The sequence below is a fragment of the Hydrogenophaga sp. NFH-34 genome, from assembly GCF_021401345.1.
Classification (GTDB): domain Bacteria; phylum Pseudomonadota; class Gammaproteobacteria; order Burkholderiales; family Burkholderiaceae_C; genus Hydrogenophaga; species Hydrogenophaga electricum.
The window spans coordinates 305,790-330,455 of sequence record NZ_JACBGE010000001.1; the positions used below are offsets into that span (position 1 = coordinate 305,790).

Annotated in this window: 22 protein-coding genes; 6 read left to right on the plus strand and 16 right to left on the minus strand. The window is 69.3% G+C overall.

Annotated elements, in window-relative coordinates; genetic code table 11:
* Positions 1 to 3 precede the first annotated feature (3 nt).
* The 14 genes from L0977_RS01490 to L0977_RS01560 are packed head-to-tail and all read right to left on the minus strand — an operon-like array spanning position 4 to position 13,521.
* Positions 4 to 1,371: a sigma 54-interacting transcriptional regulator gene (locus L0977_RS01490; protein ID WP_234262854.1), complete on the minus strand. Its 1,368-nt coding sequence runs from the start codon at positions 1,369 to 1,371 to the stop codon at positions 4 to 6.
* A gap of 40 nt (positions 1,372 to 1,411) precedes the next feature.
* Complete coding sequence (locus L0977_RS01495; RefSeq protein ID WP_234262855.1) at positions 1,412 to 3,550, minus strand: TadG family pilus assembly protein; 2,139 nt, start codon at positions 3,548 to 3,550, stop codon at positions 1,412 to 1,414.
* Positions 3,551 to 3,565: 15 nt separating this feature from the next.
* Positions 3,566 to 4,081: a TadE/TadG family type IV pilus assembly protein gene (locus tag L0977_RS01500; RefSeq protein ID WP_234262856.1), complete on the minus strand. Its 516-nt coding sequence runs from the start codon at positions 4,079 to 4,081 to the stop codon at positions 3,566 to 3,568.
* Complete coding sequence (locus tag L0977_RS01505) at positions 4,078 to 4,530, minus strand: TadE/TadG family type IV pilus assembly protein (RefSeq protein WP_234262857.1); 453 nt, start codon at positions 4,528 to 4,530, stop codon at positions 4,078 to 4,080. The genes L0977_RS01500 and L0977_RS01505 overlap by 4 nt, the downstream gene beginning before the upstream one ends.
* Before the next feature lie 16 nt (positions 4,531 to 4,546).
* Entirely contained in the window at positions 4,547 to 4,891 is a 345-nt protein-coding gene (locus tag L0977_RS01510) for a DUF3613 domain-containing protein (RefSeq protein WP_234262858.1), read from the minus strand.
* 43 nt (positions 4,892 to 4,934) lie between these two features.
* The gene (locus L0977_RS01515) at positions 4,935 to 5,759 is read right to left on the minus strand and encodes a tetratricopeptide repeat protein (protein WP_234262859.1); all 825 of its coding nucleotides are present in this window, start codon (positions 5,757 to 5,759) and stop codon (positions 4,935 to 4,937) included.
* Complete coding sequence (locus tag L0977_RS01520; RefSeq protein WP_234262860.1) at positions 5,756 to 6,703, minus strand: type II secretion system F family protein; 948 nt, start codon at positions 6,701 to 6,703, stop codon at positions 5,756 to 5,758. The genes L0977_RS01515 and L0977_RS01520 overlap by 4 nt, the downstream gene beginning before the upstream one ends.
* Before the next feature lie 13 nt (positions 6,704 to 6,716).
* Entirely contained in the window at positions 6,717 to 7,658 is a 942-nt protein-coding gene (locus tag L0977_RS01525; RefSeq protein ID WP_234262861.1) for a type II secretion system F family protein, read from the minus strand.
* A complete protein-coding gene (locus tag L0977_RS01530) occupies positions 7,651 to 8,982 on the minus strand; it encodes a CpaF family protein (RefSeq protein ID WP_234262862.1) in 1,332 nt (443 codons plus the stop codon). The genes L0977_RS01525 and L0977_RS01530 overlap by 8 nt, the downstream gene beginning before the upstream one ends.
* 9 nt (positions 8,983 to 8,991) lie before the next feature.
* Positions 8,992 to 10,284, minus strand: a complete 1,293-nt coding sequence (locus L0977_RS01535) for an AAA family ATPase (RefSeq protein ID WP_234262863.1) — start codon at positions 10,282 to 10,284, stop codon at positions 8,992 to 8,994.
* A 17-nt stretch (positions 10,285 to 10,301) separates the two neighbouring features.
* Entirely contained in the window at positions 10,302 to 11,765 is a 1,464-nt protein-coding gene (locus L0977_RS25520; protein ID WP_326491036.1) for a type II and III secretion system protein family protein, read from the minus strand.
* Positions 11,766 to 11,781: 16 nt separating this feature from the next.
* Positions 11,782 to 12,780, minus strand: coding sequence for a Flp pilus assembly protein CpaB (gene cpaB, locus L0977_RS01550; protein ID WP_234262864.1), 999 nt, complete (start codon positions 12,778 to 12,780; stop codon positions 11,782 to 11,784).
* Positions 12,781 to 12,804: 24 nt separating this feature from the next.
* Positions 12,805 to 13,326, minus strand: a complete 522-nt coding sequence (locus L0977_RS01555; protein WP_234262865.1) for an A24 family peptidase — start codon at positions 13,324 to 13,326, stop codon at positions 12,805 to 12,807.
* Positions 13,327 to 13,335: 9 nt separating this feature from the next.
* Complete coding sequence (locus tag L0977_RS01560; RefSeq protein WP_234262866.1) at positions 13,336 to 13,521, minus strand: Flp family type IVb pilin; 186 nt, start codon at positions 13,519 to 13,521, stop codon at positions 13,336 to 13,338.
* A gap of 727 nt (positions 13,522 to 14,248) precedes the next feature.
* Between L0977_RS01560 and L0977_RS01565 the strand changes: the two genes are divergently transcribed.
* From L0977_RS01565 to L0977_RS01590, 6 genes are all read left to right on the plus strand, one after another.
* Entirely contained in the window at positions 14,249 to 14,797 is a 549-nt protein-coding gene (locus tag L0977_RS01565; protein ID WP_234262867.1) for a hypothetical protein, read from the plus strand.
* A 151-nt stretch (positions 14,798 to 14,948) separates the two neighbouring features.
* Positions 14,949 to 15,797 (plus strand): GNAT family N-acetyltransferase, encoded by an 849-nt coding sequence (locus L0977_RS01570; RefSeq protein WP_234262957.1) that lies wholly within the window; start codon positions 14,949 to 14,951, stop codon positions 15,795 to 15,797.
* Between the two features lies 1 nt (position 15,798).
* Positions 15,799 to 16,743 carry a UDP-2,3-diacylglucosamine diphosphatase gene (locus L0977_RS01575; protein WP_234262868.1) on the plus strand — a complete coding sequence of 315 codons (945 nt, stop codon included), beginning with the start codon at positions 15,799 to 15,801 and terminating at the stop codon, positions 16,741 to 16,743.
* A gap of 15 nt (positions 16,744 to 16,758) precedes the next feature.
* The gene (locus L0977_RS01580; RefSeq protein WP_234262869.1) at positions 16,759 to 17,835 is read left to right on the plus strand and encodes a glycosyltransferase family 4 protein; all 1,077 of its coding nucleotides are present in this window, start codon (positions 16,759 to 16,761) and stop codon (positions 17,833 to 17,835) included.
* Between the two features lie 64 nt (positions 17,836 to 17,899).
* Positions 17,900 to 19,984, plus strand: coding sequence for a polyphosphate kinase 1 (gene ppk1 / locus L0977_RS01585; protein WP_234262870.1), 2,085 nt, complete (start codon positions 17,900 to 17,902; stop codon positions 19,982 to 19,984).
* A 17-nt stretch (positions 19,985 to 20,001) separates the two neighbouring features.
* Entirely contained in the window at positions 20,002 to 20,484 is a 483-nt protein-coding gene (locus tag L0977_RS01590) for a SixA phosphatase family protein (RefSeq protein ID WP_234262871.1), read from the plus strand.
* Positions 20,485 to 20,518: 34 nt separating this feature from the next.
* Here the strand turns inward: L0977_RS01590 and L0977_RS01595 are convergent, their stop codons facing one another.
* Together L0977_RS01595 and L0977_RS01600 are read right to left on the minus strand one after the other, a co-directional pair.
* Positions 20,519 to 23,446 (minus strand): hybrid sensor histidine kinase/response regulator, encoded by a 2,928-nt coding sequence (locus L0977_RS01595; RefSeq protein WP_234262872.1) that lies wholly within the window; start codon positions 23,444 to 23,446, stop codon positions 20,519 to 20,521.
* A gap of 39 nt (positions 23,447 to 23,485) precedes the next feature.
* A complete protein-coding gene (locus tag L0977_RS01600; protein ID WP_234262873.1) occupies positions 23,486 to 24,601 on the minus strand; it encodes a response regulator in 1,116 nt (371 codons plus the stop codon).
* Between the last annotated feature and the right edge of the window lie 65 nt (positions 24,602 to 24,666).

Here is a 24,666-nt window from a genome sequence, read left to right on the forward strand (position 1 = left end):
CGATCAGGCGACTTCCGGGATGCCCGGCTCGCCGTCGTTGATCTGGTACTTGCGCATCTTTTCCCACAGCACCTTGCGGCTGATGCCCAGGTGCTGTGCCGCGTCCTGGCGCTTCCAGCCGTGGCGCTCCAGCGCCTCGATGATGCGGTTGCGCTCGCTGCCGTCCCAGCGCCGGCGGTCGGCGGACCGGTCGGCGCCGGGCTGGGCCTCGCGCACCTGGCCCAGCGCGCGCTGGATCAGGCCCTGGTCCCAGCGCCCGACCTGGCGCACCACCACGCCCACCCGTTCGGCCACGTTGCGCAACTGGCGCACATTGCCGGGGTATTCCATGTTGGCGATGGTTTCCACCAGCCAGTAGGGCACTTCGGGGTCGATGCCCTCGGCCCCCTTGAGCACCGTCTGCAGCAGGCTCTTGAAGATCGCGATCTTGTCGACCTCGCCACGCTGTTCGAGGTTGGGCACATGCAGCTCGATTACGGCCAGCCGGTAGAACAGGTCGGCCCGGAATTCACCGCTGCGCACCATGTCGCGCAGGTCGCGGTTGGTGGCGGCCACGAGCCGAAAGTCCAGCTTGATCGGGCTGGTGGCGCCGATGCGGGTGACCGCGTTGTCTTCCAGCACGCGCAGCAGCTTGACCTGCTGGTAGCGCGGCAGGTCGCCGATTTCGTCCAGGAACAGCGTGCCACCCGTGGCCTGCTCGAAGTAGCCCTTGTGGGCGTTCACCGCGCCGGTGAAGGAGCCCTTGGCGTGACCAAAAAAAAGCGATTCGAAGAGGCCGTCGGGGATGGCGCCGCAGTTCACGGCCACGAAGGGCCCGCTGGCGTAGCCGGTGTGGCCCCTGTGCAGTTGCTGCGCGATGCGCTCCTTGCCCACACCGGTTTCACCGCGGATCAGCACGTTGTGGTCGCAGTTGGCGAAGGTGCGTGTTTCCTCCAGCAGCGCGAGCATGCATTCCGAATGCGCGATCAGCGCCTCCGGCTTGTCGACGGAGGTGCCGTGGGCGCGCAACTGGCGGGCCAGTTTGGCCACCATGTTGCGCAGTTCGGCGCCGGTGAAGTCGTAGGGCAGCACATGCAGGTATTCGGGCGGGTAGGCGTGCGCATCGCGGTCGCGCGTGGCCGCGCCCACCCACACCACCGGGATGCCCTGCAGCATTTCGGGCGCCATCGTCAGGCGTCCGCTTTCGATGGCGGAGACGCTGATGATGGCCACCGTCATGCGGTGGCGCATCGGGTCCACCGGCATCGGCTGGCCGTCGGCGTGCACCACGGCCACGTCGAAGCTGGCCATGCATTGAACGATGCGGTCATAGATGTCGACTTTGCCTTCCCAGACATAGATGTCGAGTTGGTCGAGCGAGGAGAGGGGCATGGAGAAACGGCGCTGGACGGATCGAAAGAGAATACCCGGGTCAGTAGACAAGCCGGGCCTGGGCCTGGCAGTTGAGGGTGCGCAGATGAACATCGACCTCGCCGAGGTTGATGCCCAGCACGTCACGCAGCAGCGGGGTCAGGATGGCGTTCCCGATGCTGTCGAGAATGGGCTGCAGGACCTGGAAAATGAAGGCGACCAGGGCCACGATGGCGTTGGGGACGGTGCCGCCGGAGCCACTGGATGCATCGCCGCCCAGATCGCTGGCGATCTTGTTGACGCAGGCCGGATCGTTGGAGCCGATGAGGGCGGTGCAGCCACCGATCAGGCCCCCCAGCAGATCGCCCACGGCGCCCAGCAGGCCCCCCACCAGGTTGCCCACGCCCTGGAGCAGGCCCAGCACATCGAGCGTGAGCAGGTCGGCCACGATGCCCAGCGTGTCGCCGACCAGGCCCCCGAGAAAACCGCCCAGGCCGTTGGTGGCGTTTTCGATCTCGGCCTGGATGGCTTCCATTCTGGCGATACGGCAACTGCGGGTGCTGCAGGCCGCACCCTGTTCGTTCCACAGCTGCTGCGCCAAGGCCTGGCGTTGCGACAGGCTCAGCGACGGACCCTGGTCCAGCGCCTCGCCGAGCAGGACCGCGAGCAGCGCGTCGGTGATGTTCTGCAGGGTCGAGCCCAGCAGCAGGTTGTTGCCGACGGTTCCCGTTTCGCCTTCGGCCAGGACCACACGGTCCCGCAGCTCCAGGGCATCGATGTCGAAGTGGGTGTTCAGCGACGCCAGGTTGACTCCCAACAGGCTGACGCGCAGCAACTGTTCGTTGGCCAGGTCGGTCTCGCAGCTCGACCGGGTGGAGAAGATCTCGTTTTCGTTGGCCGGGTTGGCGCCCGGACGGCCCACGCAGACCTTGGCCACCGAGGCCTGCACCTCGATCTCGGCGCGGTCTTCGCCCACGGGTGAGCGCAGGTCGGCCGAGCACATGCCGGTGATCGTGCCGCGGCCATTGACCAGGTCGATCATGATCGGCAGCTTGACGCGCACCGCGCTGCCGATGACGGGCAGCGAGCCGGTGTCGACGTCCACGAAGGCGCGCACCTGCGCGGTGTAGGCCGTGGCGCCGATGCCGCCCATGGCCACCGAGGGCGGCTCGATCACCACGACCTTGGCGCTGACCAGGTTCGCGATGCTGCCCAGGTCGACCGCCACCGCATGGTTCTTCGTCGCGACGCCGATGGCCGAATAGACCAGGTCCAGCGCGTTCACGCCCACGTCCAGCGCGGCGCTGGTGGTGGGGGCCTCGATCTGGGCGAACAGCCCCGAGGCGCCGGACAGCGAACCCAGTTGCACCAGCAGGTCGCTGACGCCCAGCCGGGCCTGGAGGGCGTTGAGCAGGGCCACGTTGGCGCCCAGCAGCGAGCTTTCGCCGGCGACCGTGACGACGGCGTCCAGCAGATCGCCCAGCGCCACCTCGCGAGCGGCCAGCAGGTCGTTGAATTCGCCGATGCCGATGTCGGCATCGACGGGGATGCCCAGCGCTTCGAGCAGGCCCCGGGGCGTGACTTGGGCCTGGGCCAGGCCGTCGTAGCTCACCAGGGAGGTGCCCGTCAGGTCCAGTCCGATGCCTTTGAGCAGGTCGCCGAGCAAGGAGTCGCCGACCCGGGCGAGCCGGCTGCCCACGGAGAACGCGGCCATCGGCGTGTCCACGGCGGCCAGCGCTTCGACCCGGATCTGGCGCGTGCCCGGAAAAAACGGCAACAGGGAGGGCGGCGCCGCGTCGATGGTGATGTGCACGGCGTTGTGGTCGGTTTCGCCGGGCCGGAAGTGGCGCTCTTCGGTGTACGCCGCGTCCCAGTGGCCGCAGACGATCTGCTCGTCGCTGAGGCTGAAGCCCCGCGGCAGGTTGCGCGTGCTGTCGTTTTCACCGCTGCCGCTGCCGTTGGCGTTGGCCCGGGCGGCGGCGCGGGCGCTGTCGCAGCGGGTGGGTTCCACCGACTGCGCACCGGCCAGCGCAGCCAGGTCGACGGCCTTCTGCAGTTCGCGCTTCTGATAGAAGAGGTAGCCGAGTTCGGTGCCGATCAGCAGCACGATGATGAGGCTGAAGGCGATGGTGGCGTTGACCGCGACCGAGCCGAGCTGGCGCGAGCGGTGGGTGAGAGCGGAGGCCGGGGTCTTCGTCACGGTGCGCGCCTCCTTTCAGATCGGGGCCACCGCGATCCGGGCATGGCTGCGCAGTTCCTCGGGGATCCAGGTGCTGGCGTCCAGCAGGGGAATGTGGGGGAAGACACCGCTGCTGGCGTAGGGGTAGGCAACCACCACGCTGACCGAGGTGGCCGGCTGCGGCACCGTCACGGTCACGCTGACCTGGCTGCTCACCCAGTTGCGCCGGGTCGTGGCGTCGGTGGCGTGGGTGCCCGGCACGATCAGCGATCGGGCCAGGGAATCGATCACCGCGTCGCTCACCCGGTCCTGGGCCGCCGCGAGCGCGGCGGGGGTGGCGCTGCCGGCGCCGCTGACCGTGGCCAGCTCGGGCAGGATGCGGCTGACCCGCACCCCGTCTTCCGCCGCGCGTGCCAGCACCTGCTGCGTGTAGAACACGGTGCCGAAGGTGGCGATGCCATACAGCGCCAGCACCAGCGTGAGGAGGACGAAGGCGAACTCGATCGCGGCCACACCCCACTGGCCGCGGCGCGGCAGGTGGCGGGCGGTCACAGCGTCCTCCCGTCCAGCAGCACGCTGGCCTGGCCGGTGAGCCGGTCGGGCAGCGCGAAACCGGGGATCGGGGGCAGCACCTGCTGCAACTGGCTGGCCTGGATGGTGACGGTGAGCGAGCAGCGGTCGAGCCAGCCGCGCCCGCACGACGCGTCGGCCTGTTCGAGCTGGCTGGAGATGGTCAGCGGCGCGGCCGCCGGGGGCCACCAGCCGGCGGTTCGCTGCTGGGCCACCAGCTCGGCCTGCGCCTGGCGGGCGGGAATGCCGACCTGGTGGCGCAGGGCCGCCCGCGCGGCGTCTTCGGCCGCCGCCTGGAGCCCGAGCTTGAAGGTGAACAGGATGCCGTAGCAGACGAGGCCGTAGATTAGGCCGAACAGGAACAGGAACACGAAGGCGTATTCGACGGCGTAGAAGCCTCGCTGGTGGTGCGGACGTCTCAGGCGGGTCATGGGGCGCGAACGGTCCTTACTTGGCGGTGCTTTGCAGGTGGGAGCCGAACCAGAGTGGCAGGGGGTGGTCAAAACTCTTGCGGTAGCGCTGGTAGCTGGCTTCGGCCATGGCGCCGTCCATCGCGCCCGCTCCGCTGGCGCTGGTGCCTTCGCGTTGGCGTTGCAGCAGCTGGCGCGTGGCCTCGCCGACGGCGGGCGCCGCGGGCGGCAGCGCTTCGGGGGCGGCGGCCGCCGGGCCGGATTCGGGCGTCGCGGCGACCGTGGCCACGGCGTCGGCCGCCTGGGCCCACACGGGCACCGACAGCGACCAGACCGGCAGCAGAACCAGGGAGAGGCGGCGAAGGGGGCGGAGGGTGTTCATGGCGGGCTTCTCGGGGCGGGGCGTGGACAAAAGCGGGGCGGGATCAGGGGGCGGCGGTGCCGGGCTCGTGGCTCAGTGCCTGGCTCAGGCGCAGGCTGCTCTTGAGCAGGAGCCCGCTGCTGCCGGCCGACGGCACGGGCACCACGGGCCCCACTGGCCGCTGGCCGGTCACGGCCGCTGGGACGGTGGCGGCGCTGTTCAGCTCCTGCGCCAGTTGTTCGATGGCCCGGCGGGTGGCCGCGCTCAGGCCGGCTTCGTCCATCAGGCGGCGGGCTTCGGCGGGACGCTGGTCCACCAGCAGGTAGAGCACCAGGTTGCTGCGCACTCGGGGCTGCTGGGGCAGCAACTGCACGGCCTGCATGATGGGCAGCCGGGCCTGCTCGGGGCGGCGGTCCATCAGCAGGGCGTAACCCAGGTCGTTGAGCAGCAGGCCGTCGGTGGGCGCGATCTGGCGCGCGTTTTCGAAGCACTCGGCGGCGCGCGCGTAGTCGCCCTGGCTGCCGCTGATGAGACCCAGGCCGCGCCAGGCGGCGGCGCGCTCGGGGGTGTCGAGCAATTGCTGGTAGAGCGCGGCGCTGGCGGCGGCCTGGTCGGTGTGGCGCAGCGCTTCGGCGCGCATGAGGCGGGTTTCGCTGGTGGCGCCCCAGCGCCTTTCCAGCGCGTCGATGTGGGCCAGCGAGGCGAACCACAGGCCGTTGCCCTGCATCTGCCGCACCAGGGCACCGTGGGTGGCGGCGTTTTCCAGGGCCGCGCCGGAGGCGGTGGCTTCGGCGGCCGCACTGTCGCTTTTTGACGGCTGGCTCGCGCAGCCGCCCAGCAGGGCAGCGGCCAGCGCCAGCGGGAGGAGTCGGGCGGGGCGTTTCATCATCGGGTTCCCATGCTGGAGACGGAGCGCGCGATGGCCAGGAAGCCGGGGCCGGCGGTGATGACGATCAGGGCCGGCAGCAAGGTGGTGACCATGACCACGGTCATCTTCACGGTGATCTTGCCGATGCGGGCTTTCATGTCGGTCTTGCGCTGCAGACGCAGGCGCTCGCTGAACTGGCGGATCGGCTCCTGGATCGCGCCGCCATGCCGGTCGACCTGGATCACCAGCGTGACGAGGTCGGCCAGGTGCGGGTTGTCGTGCAGGTGCGCGATGCGCTGGAAAGCGTGTTCGCGGGTGCGACCCTGGCTGTACTGGCGGTTGGCGGCATCGAGTTCGGCACCGATCACGGGCAGCACGTGGCGGAAGTCGGCGGCGATGATCTGCAGGCTCTGGTCGAGGCTGAGACCGACGCTTTGCAGCAGGCCGAGCAGGTCGACGAACAGCGGCAGTTCCTGGCCCACTTTGTCGCGCCGTTTGCCGGCCCAGTGGCCGAGCAGCCATTTGGGCAGCATGAAGCCGGCGCCAAAGGCGCAGCCGAGCACGAGGTAGGTCTTGCGCACCGGATCGGCGTCGCCGAGCAGCAGGGCGTTGGCCAGCAGGGGCAGCGCCACGGCCAGCGCACAACGCGAGACCAGCAGCGCCAGTTGTGCCCGGGTGGACGGAAAGCCGCATTGCGCGATCAGCCGGCGGTCTTCGTCGGCCACCAGCAGGCGGCCCAGGCGGCTGTTGAGCCAGTGCGTGGGCAACTGGTCGTCGCGCAGGAAGGCGAGGTCGGCCGGGTTTGCGGGCTCGTCGCCCGGCGGCATGCCCTGGCCCAGCGCGCGCTGGAGGGTCTTGGCGCTCTGGCTGCGCAGGGCCTGCTGGCGCAGCAGCAGGCCGGCGCCGAGCAGCAGCGCCAGGGCCAGCAGGATCAGGGCAAGAATGGCCAGGTGCAGCGGGGTCATGCGCGGGCCTCCTTCAGTCCAGCCGGGCCAGGCGGTACAGCAGGCCGACGCCGACCAGTTGCAGGCAGCCGGCGCCGATGACCATGCGGCGGCCCACCGGGTCTTCCCACATGCGCAGGAAGTAGTCGCCGTTGAGCATCAGGATCGCGCCGCCGACGATCAGGGGCAGCAGGCCCAGCACCCAGGCCGAGAGCCGGGTTTCGGCGGACATGGCCGAGAGTTCGTGCTCGGACTCCTTGCGGTCGCGCATGAAGTTGGCGACCCTTTCGAGCAGCACGTCGGAGCGGCCACCGTAGCGCACGCCCAGGCCCAGAATGGCCGAGAGCAGGAACATCTCTTCCACACCGACCCGGCGCGCGGTCTGCAGCAGGGCCTGGTCGATGTCGACCCCGGCGCGCACCATCGCCATGGTCCGGTCCATGTGCCCGCGCAGCGGCTGCTTGGCGCTGCCGACGGCGGTCTGGAAGGCGGCCTGCGTCGAGTTGCCGACACCGATGAGCCGCACGATGATGTCCAGGAAGCCGGGCAGCTGGCGCACCAGTTCCTGCCGCATCTTCTGGATGCGCAGCCACAGCAGGAAGGCTCCGGCCGCGGGCAGCACCACCAGCAGGGCCAGGGCGTGGAAGCCCCCTTTGAGCACCAGAGCCAGCAGCACGGCGATGCCCATGGCCAGCAGGCCGCCATAGAAGACGTCGGGCGGGACGGCGCCTTGCACCCAGCCCGGCAGGGGCCAGCGCGCCGCTGCCGGGTGGGGCTCTGCGGTTTCCAGCGGCGGCGGGGCGCCAAAGCGCAGATCGCCCAGGTTGACGCCCATGGGGGCCGGCGTCAGTTTTTCCTTCAGGTGGCGCTGCACCGCAAGCCGGCTCTGGCGGCGCACGCTGAAGTCCCACAACAGCAGGCCGGCCGCGGCCAGCAGCAGCGCGAACACGCACAGCAGGATCAGCACCTCAGGCATGCGAACCCCCTTCGCGCTGGCCCTGCAACTGCTGGCGCTGCAAGGACTGGCGCAAGCGCGCGATCTTGGGCGAGTGCGGGCTGATGCCCAGCGAGACCCAGCGGTCGCGCTCTTCGCCGTCGGGCGTGGTCATGGTGTCGTGGCGGAACAGCTCCTGCATGGCCACCACGTTGTCGTTGAGGCCGGTGACCTCGCTGATCGAAACGATCCGCCGCGCGCCGTTGGGCAGCCGGCCGATCTGGATGATGAAGTCGATGGCGTTGGCGATCTGCCGCCGCAGGCTGACCTCGCTGCCCTGGTAGCCGGCGAAACCGGCCAGCATTTCCAGGCGGTACAGGCATTCGCGGGGCGAACTGGCGTGGATGGTGCCCATCGAACCGTCGTGGCCGGTGTTCATGGCCTGCAGCATTTCGATGACCTCGCCGCCGCGCACCTCGCCCACGATGATGCGGTCGGGCCGCATGCGCAGGGTGTTGCGCAGCAGGTCGCGGATCGCAACGCTGCCGGCACCGTCGTAGCCGCCGGGGCGGCTTTCCAGCCGCACCACGTGCGGGTGGTTGAGCGCGAGTTCGGCCGTGTCCTCGATGGTGACCACCCGTTCGGTGGCGGGCACGAAGCTGGCCAGGGCGTTGAGCAGCGAGGTCTTGCCCGAACTGGTGCCGCCGCTGATGAGGATGTTGCAGCGCGAGCGCACAGCCAGCTCCAGCAACTGGCCCATGGCCAGGTCGAAGGTGCCGAGCTTGAGCAGGTCTTCGGGCGTGAGCGGATCCTTGCGGAATTTGCGGATGGAGACCGCCGGGCCGTCGATCACCAGCGGCTCGATCACCACGTTGATGCGGCCGCCGTTGCTCAGCCGCGCGTCCACCATGGGGTTGGACTCGTCCAGCCGCCGGCCGATGGGCGCCAGGATGCGCCGCACGATGCGCATCAGGTGCTCGTTGTCGTTGAACTTGAGCTGGGCCTTCTGCAGCACGCCGTGGCGCGAGACGTAGACGTGGTGGCTGCCGTTGATGAGGATGTCCTCCACGGCCGGGTCTTCCAGCAGGTCTTCGAGCGGGCCGAAGCCGGCGAATTCCTTGGTCAGTGCGTCGGCGACGGCCTGGGTTTCCTGGGCATTGATGGGCACCCGGTGCAGCCGCACCAGGCTCTCGCATTCGAGGCTGACGAACTGCGAAATGGTGGCGCGCGACCAGCGACCGAATTCGGCGCCGAGCTCCTCGATGCGGTTGAGCAGGTGTTCATGAATGAACGCCTTGACCGTCTGGAACTCCTGCGAACTCAGGAAGGCCCGGTTGCTGTCCGAGAATTCAACGTCGATGGACATGGCTCCTCTTTACCCTTGGTGTTTTGTCCAGGTTCGCAGCCAGTGCGCTGCGCGCTCCGCCCAGTGTTTGCCGCTGGCCCGTTCGGGCAGCGCCCCGCCGTCGACCCAGGCCAGCAAGCCGCGCGCCATGCCGTTGACGGTCTGCGAATAGGGGTCGCCCGGCGCGGCCTGTGTGAGCAGCTTGCCCTGCGCGGTGGCCGCCAGTTGCGCCGCATGGCGCGAGGGCAGCACATGGGCCAGGGGCAGGCCGAGCTGGCCCGCCACGTCCCTGGCCGGCAGATCGACACCGGGCTCGAAGCGGTTGACCACCAGCGAAAAGGGCTGCGTGTCGACCTCGTGCTCGCGCAGTTCACGCAGCAGGGCCGCGGTGGAGACAATGCCGCCCAGGCTCTGGTTGCAGACGACCCAGACCTGATCGGCCTCGCGCACCATGTGGGCGACGAATTCGGTTTTGGAGAACCCGCCCAGATCGACGATCTGCAGATCGAAGAATTCCGTGAGCTTGCGCGTGAGCGTCACCGACTGGGTGTGCGAGATCTCCCGCACCTGGGCCAGGTTGACCGGCAGCGGCAGCACGGCGACGCCGTGGGCGTACTGGGGCAGGGCGGTCTGCAGCAGGGTCCGGTCGAGCCGGTGCAGGTTCTGCACGCCGTCGACGAAGCTGAAATGGCTTTGCAGGCCCAGGTACAGCAGGCTGTCGCGCGCGGGCAGACCCAGATCGAGCAGCGCCGTTTCGTGGGCCGGCGCACCGGGGGCGGCCGCGCGGGTGCGGGCCTGGGCACGTTGCGCCTGCAGGCTGGCGGCGAGGTTGCAGGCCAGGGTGCTGACGCCCAGCCCGGGCCGCGCGCCCAGCAGCGCCAGGATCTTGCCGCGCCGGGGGGCGGGGCGTTGGGCATCGCGCTGAGCCAGGCGCTCGCGCAGCAGCGGCCAGACCGCGTCGGGGGCGCCGTCGAGATCGACGAAGTCGTCCACACCGGCACGCCAGGCGCACAAGGTTCCCTGCGCCTGGCTGGCGTGGCCAAAAGCGATCAGTACCAGCGTGGGCCATTCTTGCCGCAGCGCGGCCACCAGCGGGGCATTGCGCTCGGGCTGGCTGCCCGAAAAATCGAGAAAGACGGCCCGGGGCTGCGTGGCGGTGATGCGCGCCTTGAGCAGCTTTTCGTCCAACGCCACGGCCGTGAGCAGGCCCTGGCCGCTGAGCGCGGTCATCAGCCAGGCGGCGTGGGCGCCTTCGTCCGTGGCGTGCAGAAAGACGGCACTGCCGAGGGCAGGGTCGCCGCCGAAGCTGGGCAGGGTGGTCATGGGGGGCCTCGGGGTGTTCACCGGGAGAACCCAGGCAAGGCGTCGTCGCTGGCCGCGCCGCTGAGGTAGCTGCGCCACACGGGCGCATCGCCGCGCTGTTCGTTGGCGCCGGGCAGCGCGTCCTCGCGCACCGCGCCGCGGGCCATGGGCTGCACCAGGTGCGGGGTGACGATGATCACCAGCTCGCTTTCGTTGCGCTGGAATTCCATGCTTTTGAACAGCGCGCCCAGCACCGGGATGTCGCCGAGCATGGGCACCTTGTCGATGTTGGACCAGGTCTGGCGACTGACCAGGCCGCCGATGACGAAGCTTTCGCCGTCGCTCAGCTCGACGGTGGTGTCGGCACGGCGGGTGGCGATCGCGGGCACGACCGTGCCGTTGAGCGCGACCGCGTTGCTGTAGTTCAGCTCACTCGCTTCGGGCGCGACCTTGAGCGCGATGCGGTTGTTGGCCAGCACGGTGGGCGAGACCGTCAGGCCGATCCCGAAGGGTTTGTATTCCACGCTCACCGTGCCCAGCCCCTGGGCGATGGGAATGGGAATCTCGCCACCGGCCAGGAAGTTGGCGCTTTGGCCCGACAGCGCCACCAGCGTGGGCTCGGCCAGCACGCGCGCGAGGTTGTTGCCTTCGAGCAGACCCAGCGCCATGCCGATGCCGGCCTTGGTGGAATAGCCCAGCAGGTTGAAGGCGTCGACCACCGGCGAGGTGAGGCCGTAATTGAGCGCCGTGGTGCCGGCGCTGCCTGCGGCGGCCGCGCTCGACAGCGCACCCGCCAGAGTCAGCGACCCGGTGGCCTGGGCGCCCGGCACCACGGTGACGCTGCCGTTGGCGCCCAGGCTGGATGTGCTGTTCTGGCTCTGGGTCAGCGTGTTGGACACGCCCACGCCGTAGGTCGGGGTGGTGCCCGGTGTGGACACGCCGAAGGTGAAGCCGTGCCGGTTGGAGGCGGCGCTGAAGAAATTGATGCCGGCGCGCTTGAGCACATTCTTGTTGAACTCGACGATCTTCACGTCCACCTGAACCGTGTGGCTCTTGAGCTGCACGGTCGAGCGGTCGATGGCCTCGGTCTTCTCGGGGTGGCTGGCCAGCGCGGTGGCCAGGGCCAGCCGGCGCGCCTGCGTGTCGGGAAAGTCGCCGTCGAACACCGCCAGGCGGCGCTGCACCTGCACGGTGTAGGTGCGGGCGCGTGTGCTGCCGGGCTCCCAGACCAGCAGCGAGGTGCTGCCCGGGGCCTTGGCGGTGATGACGAGCCGGGCTGCGGGCGAGCCCTTGGTCTGGCGCGTGAGCGTGACGCCCACCACGCCTTCATCGGCGATGGCGATGCGGCTGACGCCTTTTTCCACCAGCAGCTCGTGCTGGGTGCCGCTGGTCAGGTTGAGCAGTTCGGTACCGGCCTGGGCGTGGGTGCTCAGCGGCACGGCCCCCCAGAGCAGCAGGGGAAACAGAGCGCGAAGGGACGAGGGCGGGATGGGGCGAAGCATCGGGGGTGTCTTCCAGTCAGTAGCGCACGGTGTCGCGGCGATCGCCGCGCAGGATCTCGACTTCGGTGCCGGCCGGCCGCGCGCGCGGTGCGTCCGACGACCGGGCTGCGGTGCGCGTCTGGCGCGCCGGGGCGGGGCCACCGGCCACCAGGTCGACCGTGGCCAGGCCGGCCTGCGCACGGTCCACCCCGGTCAGCGGCGCACGGGCAGGCGCGCCACGCTGGGCGGGCAGCGGTTGCAGCGCCGGTGGCAGCTCGGCAAACAGCGTGGGATCGGGCTCGCGGGTGTCGGTGGGGTGGCGCAGCGCCAGCACCAGCCGGCCGCTGGCTTCGCCCAGCGTGAGGCGGTTGACGTCTTCCACCGGCACGGCCAGCACCACGGTGCGGGCAGGCGGTGTGCGCTCGGTGCTCTTGCGCGTCGGCGTGCTCAGCGAGCGGCCCTTGGTTTCCGCTTCTTCGGCTCCGGCTTCGTCGGGCAGCGCTTCGAGCGAGGCCTGCCCGTAGGCCAACACCCGCTTGCGGGCGAGCAGCAGGCGGGCCTGGCTGCGGTCGACGTCCTTGTGGTCGACCTTGACGGTGAAGAACACATCGACATAGTCGCCCGGGCGCACGTTGTTGCCGACGCCCATGACCTCGTCGGCCTTGACGGCCACAGCGCGCTCGCCAGGGCCGAGGCGCAGGGCCAGGCCGGACGCCATCTGCCCATCGAGCAGCGGCGTGCCCTCGCTCAGATCGAGCACCGGGATGCGCCCGGTGGCGGCGGCCACGGTCTTGAAGGCACCACTCGGGTTGATGGGCAGTTCGGCCAGGCGCAGCGCGTCGGCGGGAATCGGTTCGCCGGCGGGCAAGGGTTTTGTGGTGACGACCACCGGGAAGGTGGGGACAGCAGCCTGGCGGTGGGCGTTGGCCGGCGCCGGGCGCGGCGCGGGCTGGCGGCTGAGCTTCCAGGCGTAGGCGGCCAGCACGAGGGCCAGCAGCACCAGAACGGCAGCAATGATCTTGGAAAAGCGGAGCATGGCAGCAGAGCCCTGGGGCGTTGGCTAGGAAAAGAGGGGAGTGGCGGTCCGGTGCCACGCCATCCAGCCCAGGGCGGCGATGGCGAGGTAGGCGGCCAAAGGCAGGTGCCGCGCCTGGCGCGCGGGCGCCGGGTCAGGTGGCTGCACCGGCCCACCGTGAGGGTGGGACAGGGCCCGCAGCAGGCGGGGGGCTACCTGCAGCCGGTGCAGGGCCAGCCAGACGAGGGCGTGCACGGCCGCCAGCAGGGTGGCCGCGATCCAGATGGCTGGCAGCGGTGCCAGGCCGGTCCACAGGCCCAGCGCACCGGCGAACTTGACGTCGCCGGCGCCCATGATGCCCATCGCGTAAACCAGCAGCAGCGCGCTGAATGCCGCGCCACCACCGGCCAGGGCCTGCCGCCAGCCCAGACCGAACGGCTGCTGGTTCAGCAGCAAGGCCGCGATGGCACCGAGCGCACCCAGCAGCACGAGGCTGTTGGGCACGCGGCGGCGGCCGAAGTCGCTGACCACGACGGCGAGCAGGAAGAGGGCCAGGCCGGCGAGCATGGCAACGGCTTATTCGCCAGCGCCGGTGGCGATGTTCTTGACGTTGGTGAAGATGTCGCTGAGCGTTTCCTGGATGACGCCGTCGGTGCCGAAGATGGTGACCAGCATCAGGGCCATCAGGCCGGCGATGATGCCGTATTCGATGGCGGTGGCGCCTTCTTCGTCGCGCAGGAACTGGATGATGCGTGCTTTCATGGGGAACTCCTGGGTGTAAGGGTGAACGGGCAGTGACAGCGGATGCGCCCAGTGGCCGCGCGGGCCGGCTGGTTACATTTCATAGCACCTTCGGTGCCAGCGTTACGGCGCGCCGGCGGAGCGCGGGGCAATCCGGCGCGGGCGATCTTCTGCGGCGCTGAGCGGGCGCCTGCAGCGCGGAAAAAACCCTTTGATTTCAAGGATTCTTTCGTGTATGGGGCGCTAACCCCACGGGCGGTCTGGCGTAAGACGAAGGCATTCACGTTGCGTGGCCTCCGGTTTTTCAGCGGTTTGCTGTGTGTCTGTTACGTCGCATCCTTCCCTCCTGTTACGTAACGAATTGGCCTGATCTCAGAAGTTGATCTGAATCAACACTGGTGGCGAAATTCTTTTCTTCGTATTCTTATTTTTCTTCTTGTGTGATAGGCATCGACGCGTTCGCTGTGCTCCTGAGCGGTTGGCGACCAGCGGTTGATCTGATGCTGCGAATGGTTGTTGCTAATCTTGTCTGCCGCCTTCGTTTCTGTGAGCACGTAACGGGTCGGCCGTAACACCGACCCTGGCTGGTGGTCTTTTCTTCAGGGTTATCCCTCGGCCTTCTGGGCAGACACCGGGGGCTGGACGGTTCCTGGGGCCCCGCAGGCTGGGCATGGAACTTGCCGATCGGCGGGTCAGCTGGGCACGCGTTGAGGCCCACCGACAGCGAACGGACAAGGAGCGTGGGTCGATGAGTGCTTCGCGAGAGCCGACACCGCAAGGCGAGGCCGCCCGGCAGACCGAAGAGCGGCTTCAGACACTGGAGGCGCTGCGCCAGGAGCGGGATCGTCTGGCGCAGGTGGCTGAAGGGCGGCGCGCGGAAATCGTCGCGCTTCAGGGGGAACTGCGCCGCCTGGGCCAACGCGTCGAGGGTTCGGCGGGCGAGGCCGCCAGGCTCGAATTCGATCTCGGTCGTGCCCAGGCCGACTACCGCGCGCTGGTCGAGCAGCACGACCAGCTCAGCGTGCTCCATGAACAGTTGCTGGCACAGCGTGCGGCACTGATGCAGGAACTGGCCGGCTTGCAGGCGCAAGTGGACCAGTGGATGGAGGCGTGCAGCCTGCAGGCGCAGCGCCGCACGCAGGCCGAGGCGGAAACCAAGGAACTGAGCGACGCCCTGTTGAAAGCGGCCGGCCATGCGCAGCGTTTGCGTGCCCAGGTGGCGGCGCTGGAAGCGCAGGCGGCGCACGATCGGCACGGCCTCGGTGTGCCGGCCGAGCGCCCGACCGGGCGGTGCTGAGCGGTTCGCGCGGTGGGGCCGTGTTCGGCGTCATGCAAATGCCACGGTTCTGACACGGAGGGTTCATCGGCGATTTCCAGAATGCGGGCTCATGACACCAAGTACCGCTGACACCGTGCCCCTGTCGGGCACCCAGTTCCAGGAGATCGCCATGAAAGAATTGCCCACCCCGACGCTGGACCTCTCGCCCGTCTCCTTGCCCAGGGGGTCACTTCATCCGCGCACGGATTTCCAGCCTCGCCCCCTGGCGACACCGGCCGCTGGCGGCATCGAGGTTGCCTGGGCGCGGCATCTGGACGAGGTTCGCGAAGCGCAGCGGTTGAGGCACGCCGTGTTCGCCGGCGAGATGGGGGCCATTCTGGCCAACACCGTGCCCGGCCACGACGTCGACCTGTTCGACGACTACTGCGAACACCTGCTGGTGCGCGATGTGGTCACGCGCGACGTGATCGGCACCTACCGCGTGCTCACCCCGGCCCAGGCGCGCCGTGTCGGCAGCTTCTACAGCGACACCGAATTCGACCTGACCCGCTTGCGTGCCCTGCGCGAATCCATGGTCGAGCTGGGCCGCAGCTGCGTGCACTGCGACCACCGCCACGGCGGCGTGATCATGGCGCTGTGGGGCGCGCTGGGCGAGTTCATGGTGCGCAACCGGCTGGACACCATGATCGGCTGCGCCAGCATCCCGATGAACCTGGAAGGCCCGCACGGCATGGTCGGCGGCGGTCATGCTGCGGCCAGTATCTGGCGCCAGGTGCGCGAGAAGCACCTGGCCTCGATCGAATTCCATGTGCGACCGCGCCTGCCGCTGCCGGTGGATCAGCTGGACGACACGCTGGATGTGGAGCCGCCGGCCCTGATCAAGGGCTACCTGCGGCTGGGCTCCAAGGTGCTCGGCCCGCCGGCCTGGGACCCGGACTTCAACGCCGCCGACCTGCCGCTCATGATGCGCCTGCAGGACCTGCCGGCCCGGTACCGCAAACACTTTCTGGGTGCTTGACATGATGGCGCCCCCCGCCGCGCTCCGCACGCTCCCACAGGGGGCGGTACAGGCGGCCTGGCAGAGCCAGTTTCGCGGTGCCCTGGCCGAAGAGGATGCCGATCCACTGCCCGACGAGGAACGCCCGGGTGATGCCGCCGAACGGTCCCGTTACCGGGCCGTTTTCATTTCCGACCTGCACCTGGGCACCGCCGGCTGCCAGGCCGAGGCGCTGCTGGACTTCCTCAAGCACTACCCGAGTCAGACCCTGTACCTGGTCGGCGACATCGTCGACGGCTGGCAGTTGCGCCGCCGCTGGTTCTGGCCGCAGGCCCACAACGACGTGGTGCAGAAACTGCTGCGCCGCGCCCGCAAGGGCTGCCGCGTGGTGTTCGTACCCGGCAACCACGACGAATTCGCGCGCCAGTTCCACGGCCACAGTTTCGGGGGCATCGAGGTGCGCAACGAAGCCGTGCACGAAACCGCCGACGGGCGCCGCCTGTGGGTGGTGCACGGCGACCACTTCGACGGTGTGATTCAGTGCGCCAAATGGCTGGCCTATGTGGGGGACAACCTCTACGAGTTCACGCTGCGCCTGAACCGCCACCTCAACAGCCTGCGGGCCCGGCTCGGTCTGCCGTACTGGTCGCTCTCGCAATACCTCAAGCACAAGGTCAAGACGGCGGTGAACTACGTCAGCGACTTCGAGGGCGCGGTGGCTGCCGAGGCCCGTGCGCGCGGTTACCAGGGGGTGGTCTGCGGCCACATCCACCGCCCCGAGATGCGCTGGATCGACGGCACGCTCTATTGCAACGACGGCGACTGGGTGGAGAGCCTGTCGGCCCTGGTCGAACACAGCGACGGCCGGCTGGAGCTGGTGCACTGGCAGCCGCCGGCGCGCCAGACCCGGATACCGCTGCCCGAAGCCTTGCCCGCGCCCCTGTCGGTCAGGGCGGCCACAGCCTGAACCGGTGCCAACCGCATGAAGATCGTTCTGGTGACGGATGCCTGGGCGCCCCAGGTCAACGGGGTGGTGACGACCCTGGTCGAACTCGTGCAGCAACTGCGCCAGCGCGGGCACGAGGTGCTGGTGATCGAACCCGGGGATTTCCGCGCCCGCCCTTGTCCGGGCTACCCGGGCATTTCCATCGCGGTGTGGCCGGGCCGCCGGATGAAGGCGCTGTTCGATCAACTCCGGCCCGATGCCGTGCACATCGCCACCGAAGGGCCGCTGGGCTGGGCCGCGCGGCGCCAATGCCTGCGTCGCGGCTGGCCGTTCACGACCGCGTTCCACACCCGGTTTCCCGAAATCCTGCACGCGGCACTGCGCGTGCCCGTGGCCTGGGGTTACGCCTTGCTGCGGCGCTTCCACCGGCCCAGCCAGGCGGTACTGGTGCCCACCGACGGTGTGCTGAACATGCTGTCCGGCCGCGGGTTCCGCCGACTGCGCCCCTGGACCCACGGCGTCGATACGCGGCTGTTCACGATGGCGCCCGCGCCGCACGCGACCGACCTGCTCGGGGCGTTGGCACGGCCCGTGAGCCTGTACGTGGGGCGGGTCTCTTACGAAAAGAACATCGACGCCTTTCTCTCGCTGGATGTGCCGGGCAGCAAGGTGGTGTGCGGGGTCGGCCCGCTGGAGAACGCGCTGCAGGCGCGCTACCCCGACGTGCACTGGCTGGGCCTGCTGTCGCGGCCCGAGCTGGCGCACGTCTACGCGGCGGCCGACGTGTTCGTGTTCCCGAGCCGCCACGAAACCTTCGGGCTGGTGATGCTGGAGGCCATGGCCTGCGGCACGCCGGTGGCCGCCTACCCGGTGGACGGCCCGCTGCAGGTGGTGGGCGACAGCGGCGGCGGTGCGCTCGACGACGACCTGCAGGTGGCCTGGGCGCAGGCGCTGAAACTGCCGCGGCACCAGGCCCGTCAGCGCGCGCTGGGCTTCGGCTGGGACACCGTGGCCGCCCAGTTCGAGCGCGAGCTTGTGCCGTTTTCCGCAGCGGCCGGGGCCGGGGCTGGTGTGCGCCGGCAGGGTGTCACACAAACGTCATCAGGTCGTTGAATAATGGTCACATTGCCGTCATCTGCGATGCCCGGACCGTCTTCTGCCGGCACGCTCGCCCACCATGAGCGCCAGTTCCCAGAACAACAAACTGCCCTTTCTTGACCGCGACCACAGCATCCTCGCTTTCAACGAGCGGGTGATGGACTGGGCCCGCCGGCCCGACGTGCCGTTGCTGGAGCGGCTGCGCTACCTGGCCATTGTCTCGTCCAACCTCGACGAATTCTTCGAGGTGCGCATGGCGCCGCAATTGACTGCCGGCAAGAGCCACGAGCAGAACGGTTTGTACACCGAGCAGAGCTACCAGCAACTGTCGGGCAAGGTGCACGATCTGGTGGCCCAGCAGTACGCGATCTACAACGACGAGCTGATGCCCCTGCTGGAGAAGAAGGGCATCAAGATCGTCTCGCACGGTGAGCGCAATCCGCGCCAGCGCCGCTGGGTGCGCGAGCACTTTCAGAAAGAGGTGCAGCCGCTGCTCATCCCGGTCGGTCTGGACCCGGCCCACCCGTTTCCCCAGGTGGCCAACAAGTCGCTGAACTTCATCGTCCGGCTGACCGGCAAGGACGCGTTCGGCCGCGAAAACGAAGTGGCCATCGTCAAGGTGCCGCGCATCCTGCCGCGTTACCTGCGCATGCCGCCCGTGCGTGGCTCCAAGCAGAGCCATTTCGTTTCCATCTCCAGCCTGATCCGCTCGCACCTGGCCGACCTGTTTCCCGGCCGGCAGGTGACCGAGTTCTCGCAGTTCCGCGTCACCCGCCACTCCGATCTGGCGGTGGACGAAGAAGAGGTGAAGAACCTGCGCACTGCCTTGCGCAAGGGCCTGCAGCAGCGCCACTATGGCGAGGCGGTGCGCCTGGAGGTGTCGGCCGGTTGCAGCGAATTCCTCTCAGGTTTCCTGCGCGCGCAGTTCGCCCTGCCGGCCGAGGCGCTGTACCGCGTGCCGGGCCCGGTCAATCTGGTGCGGCTGAACCAGCTGATCGACCAGATCGAGGCCCCGACGCTGCGCTTCGAGCGCTACCAGGCCGGCTGGCCCCGCCAACTGGTGCCGGGGCAGTCGTATTTCGAGCGCCTGCAGCAGGGCGACGTGCTGATCCACCAGCCCTACGAAAGCTTTGACGCGGTGCTGGCGTTTCTGCGCGAGGCGGTGGAAGACCCCGATGTGCTGGCCATCAAACAGACCATCTACCGCACCGGCGCGCGCTCCGAGCTGATGGAGTTGCTGCGCGAAGCCGTGCGCCGCGGCAAGGAAGTCATGGCCGTGGTGGAGCTGAAGGCCCGCTTCGACGAAGAGGCCAACATCAGCTACGCCGAGCGGCTGGAGTCGGTCGGGGCGCAGGTGGTGTACGGCGTGGTTGGTCTCAAGACCCACGCCAAGATGCTGCTGGTCACGCGCCGCGAAAACGGCCGTCTGCGCCGTTATGCCCACCTGTCCACCGGCAACTACAACGCCGGCACAGCCCGCCTGTACACCGACTTGAGCTATCTCTCGGCCGACGAGGCGCTGACCGCCGACCTCGACCAGCTCTTCCTGCACCTGGCCAGCCAGAACCGTTTGCCCAAGCTGAGCAAGGTGCTCAACGCGCCGTTCAATCTGCACAAGACGATGCAGGACAAGGTCGACGCGGCGGCGGCAGCTGCTGCCGCCGGCAAGGAGGCGCGCATCGTGCTGAAGATGAACGCGCTGACCGACGAACCGCTGGCGCGTGCGCTGGCCCTGGCGTCGCAGCAGGGCGTGAAGATCGACGCCATCGTGCGCGGTGCCTGCATCCTGCCGGCGCAGTTGCCGGGCGTGACCGACAACGTGCGCGTGCGCTCCGTCATCGGCCGCCTGCTGGAGCATTCGCGCGTGTTCTATTTCCGCGTCGATGACCAGGAGGAGCTGTGGCTGTCCAGCGCCGACTGGATGAACCGCAACATGCTGCGGCGGGTGGAGCTGGCCTGGCCGGTGACCGATCCCGAGCTGCGCCGCCGCATCATCGACGAATGCCTCACCGCCTACCTGCACGACACGCGGGACGCCTGGCTGCTGCAACCCGACGGGCGCTACGTGCCGGCGGGCAGTTTGCCGGGCGCACGTGGCAAGGCCGCGCCCACGCCGCTGTCGGCGCAGGCCAGCCTGATGGCGCGTTACGGCAGCAAGGGTTGACCACGGGAGCCAATGCCATGGACCTGCTTCTCTGGCGCCACGCAGAAGCCGTTGATCACCCGGAACTGGAGCAGGGGCGCCAGGGCGATGCGCTGGACCTGGCCCGGCGGCTCACGCCGCGCGGCGAGAAGCAGGCGGCCCGCATGGCCGCCTGGCTCGACCGCCAGTTGCCCGACGGCGCGCGCATCTTCGCCAGCCCGGCGCAGCGCACCGAACAGACCGCACTGGCGCTCGGGCGCAGGTACAAGCTGCGCGACGAACTCGCGCCCGAAGGCGATCCGGCCGACCTGCTGACCCTGGTGCAGTGGCCGCACGGCAAGTCGCCCACGCTGGTGGTGGGGCATCAGCCCACCCTGGGGCGCGTGATCGCGCGCCTGCTCGGCTTGCCGGAAGACGGCTGCCCCATGAAAAAAGGCGCGGTCTGGTGGCTGCGCCAGCGCGAACGAAACGGCCGCCTGGAGACGGTGATCGTGACGGTGCAGACGCCCGAATTGCTCTGAGCCGCCGCGCGCTGCCGCGCCCCAGGGCGGAGCTTCAGACCGCCGGCTGGATCAGCGTCTGCAGGGCGGCCCGGGTCGGCGCCACGCCCGCCTGGATGATGGCCAGTTGCTGCACCTGCTCGGCACCACTGGCATGGGCCGCCATCTGCTCGGCCGCCATGCAGGCCGCCGCCAGCCGGCTGGCGCCGACGTTGGCCGCCGATCCCGCCAGGAAATGCGCCCGCTCACGGAACAGCGGGATGTCGCCGTCCTGCAGGGCCTGCGTCAGACCGGCCAGGCGCGCGTCGAGCGCGGCCAGAAACTCCCCGATCACTTCGCGCCGCAAGGTGCCTGCGGCATCGTCGAATTCGGCAAACCCCGCCCAGCGCCCGGCGTCGAGCCAGGGCAGGGCTTCGGTGGGCAGGGCGGCCACGGCGGGTGGCGCTGGCTGCGCGCCGGCGGTCGGGCTGGCCAGGGCCTGCGCCAACTCGGCCAGTTGCAGCGGTTTGGCGAGGTAGTCGCTCATGCCGGCGTCGAGGCAGCGCTGGCGGTCTTCACCGAGGGACGAAGCCGACACGCCGATGAGGCGCGGGGCCTGGTCGCCCCAGCCGGCCAGGATGGCCCGGGCGGCGGCGATGCCGTCCAGGTCGGGCATGTGGCGGTCGAGCAGCACGTGGGTGAACGGCTGGCCGGCCGTGTGGGCGGCGGCAATGGCTTCAATGGCCGCCTGCCCGCCGTCGGCGGTGGCGTGGGCATGGCCCAGGCGGTGCAGCATGGCGGCGGCCACGCGCAGGTTCACGGTGTTGTCGTCCACCACCAGCACCCGCAGGCCGGCCCGCGAAGGGGGCAGGGTGGCCGCGTTGGCCGGTTGCAGGTCGTCGGTGGTGCCGGCGGTGGTGCGGATGTCGAAGGTGAAAGCCGAGCCCTGGCCCGGGTGGCTCTGGACGCGAATCTGCCCGCCCATCAGGCCGACGAGGTGGCGGCAGATGACCAGGCCCAGGCCCGTGCCGCCGTAGACCCGCGTGGTCGAGGTGTCGCCCTGCGCGAAGGGCTGAAAGAGTTGCCCGAGCTTTTCGGGCCGGATGCCCACGCCGGTGTCGGTGACGGTGAAGCCGATGCGCTGGCTGCCATCCGCCTCCGTGCCCAGTTGGCGCACGTCCAGCGTGATGCCGCCGGTGTGGGTGAACTTGATGGCGTTGCTCAGCAGGTTCAGCAGCACCTGGCGCAGCCGGGTCACGTCGCCGACGATGACCCGGGGCACGTCCGCACCGATGTGCGTCTGCAGGCTCAGGCCTTTTTCCAGCGCGGCCAGTTGCACCATCTGGCGCGAATCGCCAATGGCGGCATGCAGGTCGAACGGGCGTTGTTCGAGGTCGAGCCGGCCCGCTTCGATGCGCGAGAAGTCGAGGATGTCGCCCACCACCGACTGCAACTGTCCGCAGGACAGGCGCAGCACGTTGAACAGGCCGCGCTGGGTGTCGGTCAGCGGGGTGTCGGCCAGCAATTCGCTCATGCCCATCACGCCGTTGAGCGGGGTGCGGATTTCGTGGCTCATCACCGCCAGGAAGCCGGCCTTGGCGCGCGCGGCCGCCAGCGCTTCCTCGCGCGAAGTCGCCAGTTCGGCCGTGCGCGCGCGCACCCGCTCCTCCAGCAACTGGGCCGCTTGCAGCAGTTGTTCGTTCTTGAGCCGGATCTCGCGGTTGTAGGCCTGCAACTGGTGGGCGCTGTCGTGCATCACCTGGGACAGGTGACGCACCTCGTGCAGGGGGGCGTCGTTGTGGATCGGTGGAATGTCGCCGGCCCCGAGCGCGGAGGCCGACGCGTTGAGCCGCGAAAACTGGCGCGACAGGCCGCGCGCCAGCATCAGGGCGGCGGCGGCGCAGACCAGCATCAGCCCGACCATGCCGGCCAGGGCCCACTGGCGTGCGCGGATGACGGAGCCGGTGAAATCGCGTTCCGGCGCAACGACGATGAGGCGCCAGTCAAGGCCGAACTTGGCGCCGAACGGGCGTTGCAGCGCGATCAGGCGGCTCTCGCCCAGGCCGATCTGGTGCCACAGGCTGGGTGGTGGCGACAGCCGCACCAGGCCGGCGGAGGTCTGGTCTTCCGTCGGCGGCAGCGTGCGCAGCTGTTCGTAGGACGTGCGCACCAGCGGATCGCGGCTCTGTTCGGGCGAAAGGCGGCGATGCCGCCCGTCGACCAGGGTGCTCAGTTCCTCGTCCACGGACGAGGCGACGAACAGCCCCTGCTGGTCCACCAGGTAGGTCACCGCGTTCTCGCTGATGCGGGTGCTGCGGATCAGGTCGGTCAACCGGGCCAGGCTCATGTCGACCGCGATCACGCCCAGCAACTGATGACCGCCTGCGGTGTAGATGGGGTGGGCCAGCGTGAGGTCGAACTGGGGCTTCACCGCCGAGCGATAGACGCTGGTGAAGACCCGCTGCCCCGAGCGGGCCGCGAGCTGGTACCAGGGGCGCTGGCGGGGGTCGTACAGCGTGTCCTCCACCTTCTCCAGCGTGCTGCGGTCACCGGGTTTGCGAATCAGGTACTGCCGGCGGCCGGGCTCTCCCGGCTGGATTTCGCGGACCACGAAACCCCGTTCCTCCTTTTCCAGCCCGAAGAAGGCGCCGTCGGCCTTGCCCGCATACAGATAGGGCACGTTGGGTGACTGCTGGGTGAGGGCATAGGCCATTTCTTCCAGTGCCTGCGTGTCGCGCAGCCAGTTGCGGGTGCGCGAAGCTTCGGCACCCGAAATTTCGAACGGCGGCACCAGGGCGTTGACCACGGTGTGCGACTCACCCAGATGGGCCAGCGCCCCCACGTCGACCCGGTGGGCGGCCTGGCTCATGGCGTTCTCGGCCAGCGTCTTGATGGACTGGGAGCTGTTGGACGACAGCAGCCAGGCGACCATGGCCGCTGGCAGCAGGGCCGTCAGCAAGAAGGCGGCCATCAGGGTCGGGCCGAGGGAGAGGCGGCGGGCCATGGTGCGCGACTGTGAAAAAAAGGGGGGGAAGAGGGGGCGTCAGAGCGTCAGCGCTTCGATGCGGCAGACATCGATCGGCTGCTCCCGGTGCGGCAGCGCCAGCAGGTAGCGCTGGGCCGCGATCACGGCGCCGGTGATGCTGCGCAGCACCGGGACGCTGACGGTGATCGGGGTGCCGCCGCCCACGGCATGGCGCTGGATGGCCAGGGTGTCGACCACGGTCTGGCCGACCGGCACCGTCTGCGCCGCGCCGCCGATCAGGCCTTCCAGGCGCATCAGCCCGACCGGGCCACAGTGCACGGCCATGCCGATGTCGAACGTGGGCAGCGCCAGGCCCGGATGCTGGCGGGCGATGAAGGCGCGCAGGGCCGCGACCGATTTCTGCAGACCCAGCGCCGCCTTGATCGCGCGCAGGGCCGGGGAGGTGGCGAGCGTGGGAGACGGGTCCTGGTACAGGGCCACGATGCCGTCGCCCGTGAACTGCATGTGGCTGGCGCCGAACAGGTGGGCCGTGTCGCCGCAGCTTTCGTGAAAGCGCTTGAGCAGGTGGGCCAGCGCCGGGGGGGGCAGGGTGGCGGCCCACTGGTCGTGCGCGAGGATGCCGGCGCACAGCAGCACGCCCTGCACCTCGGGGGCTCCGCGGCCTTCGTCGTGCGTGCCCGGCCATTGCTGGCTCAGCGCCAGCGCGAGCTTGTCCTCGTAGTCATCGCCCAGGTCGCGCGCCTGGGCCTCCAGCGCGTCGTGCAGGCGGGCGTGGAACTGCATTTCCTGCGATGCCGCCCGCAAGGCCTGTTTGCCCAGTTGGGCGTTCACGGCGTCGATGAGTTCGCGGCTCTGGAACGGTTTGGTCAGGTAGTCGTCGGCGCCCATGCGCATGCCCTGGCGCATGTCGCGGCGCTCCTGCAGGGAAGTCAGCAGGATGAAGGGGGTGAGGGCCAGGTCGATGTCGTCGCGCACCTGGCCCAGCAGGTCGAACCCGGTCATGCCGGGCATGTTGATGTCACTGACCACCAGGTCGGGACGCAGGCGCTGGATCAGGTCCCAGGCCTGGGTGCCGGTGGTCGTTTCCACCACATCGTGACCCTGGTGCTGCAGCACCACACTCAGGAGTTTGAGCGTGCCCGGATCGTCTTCCGCCACCAGGATCAGGGCCATGCCGTCTGCCTTGTGTGTTTTGTGAGGGCGCTCATGGGCGCATGGTAGGCCGGCAGAAGGCAGCC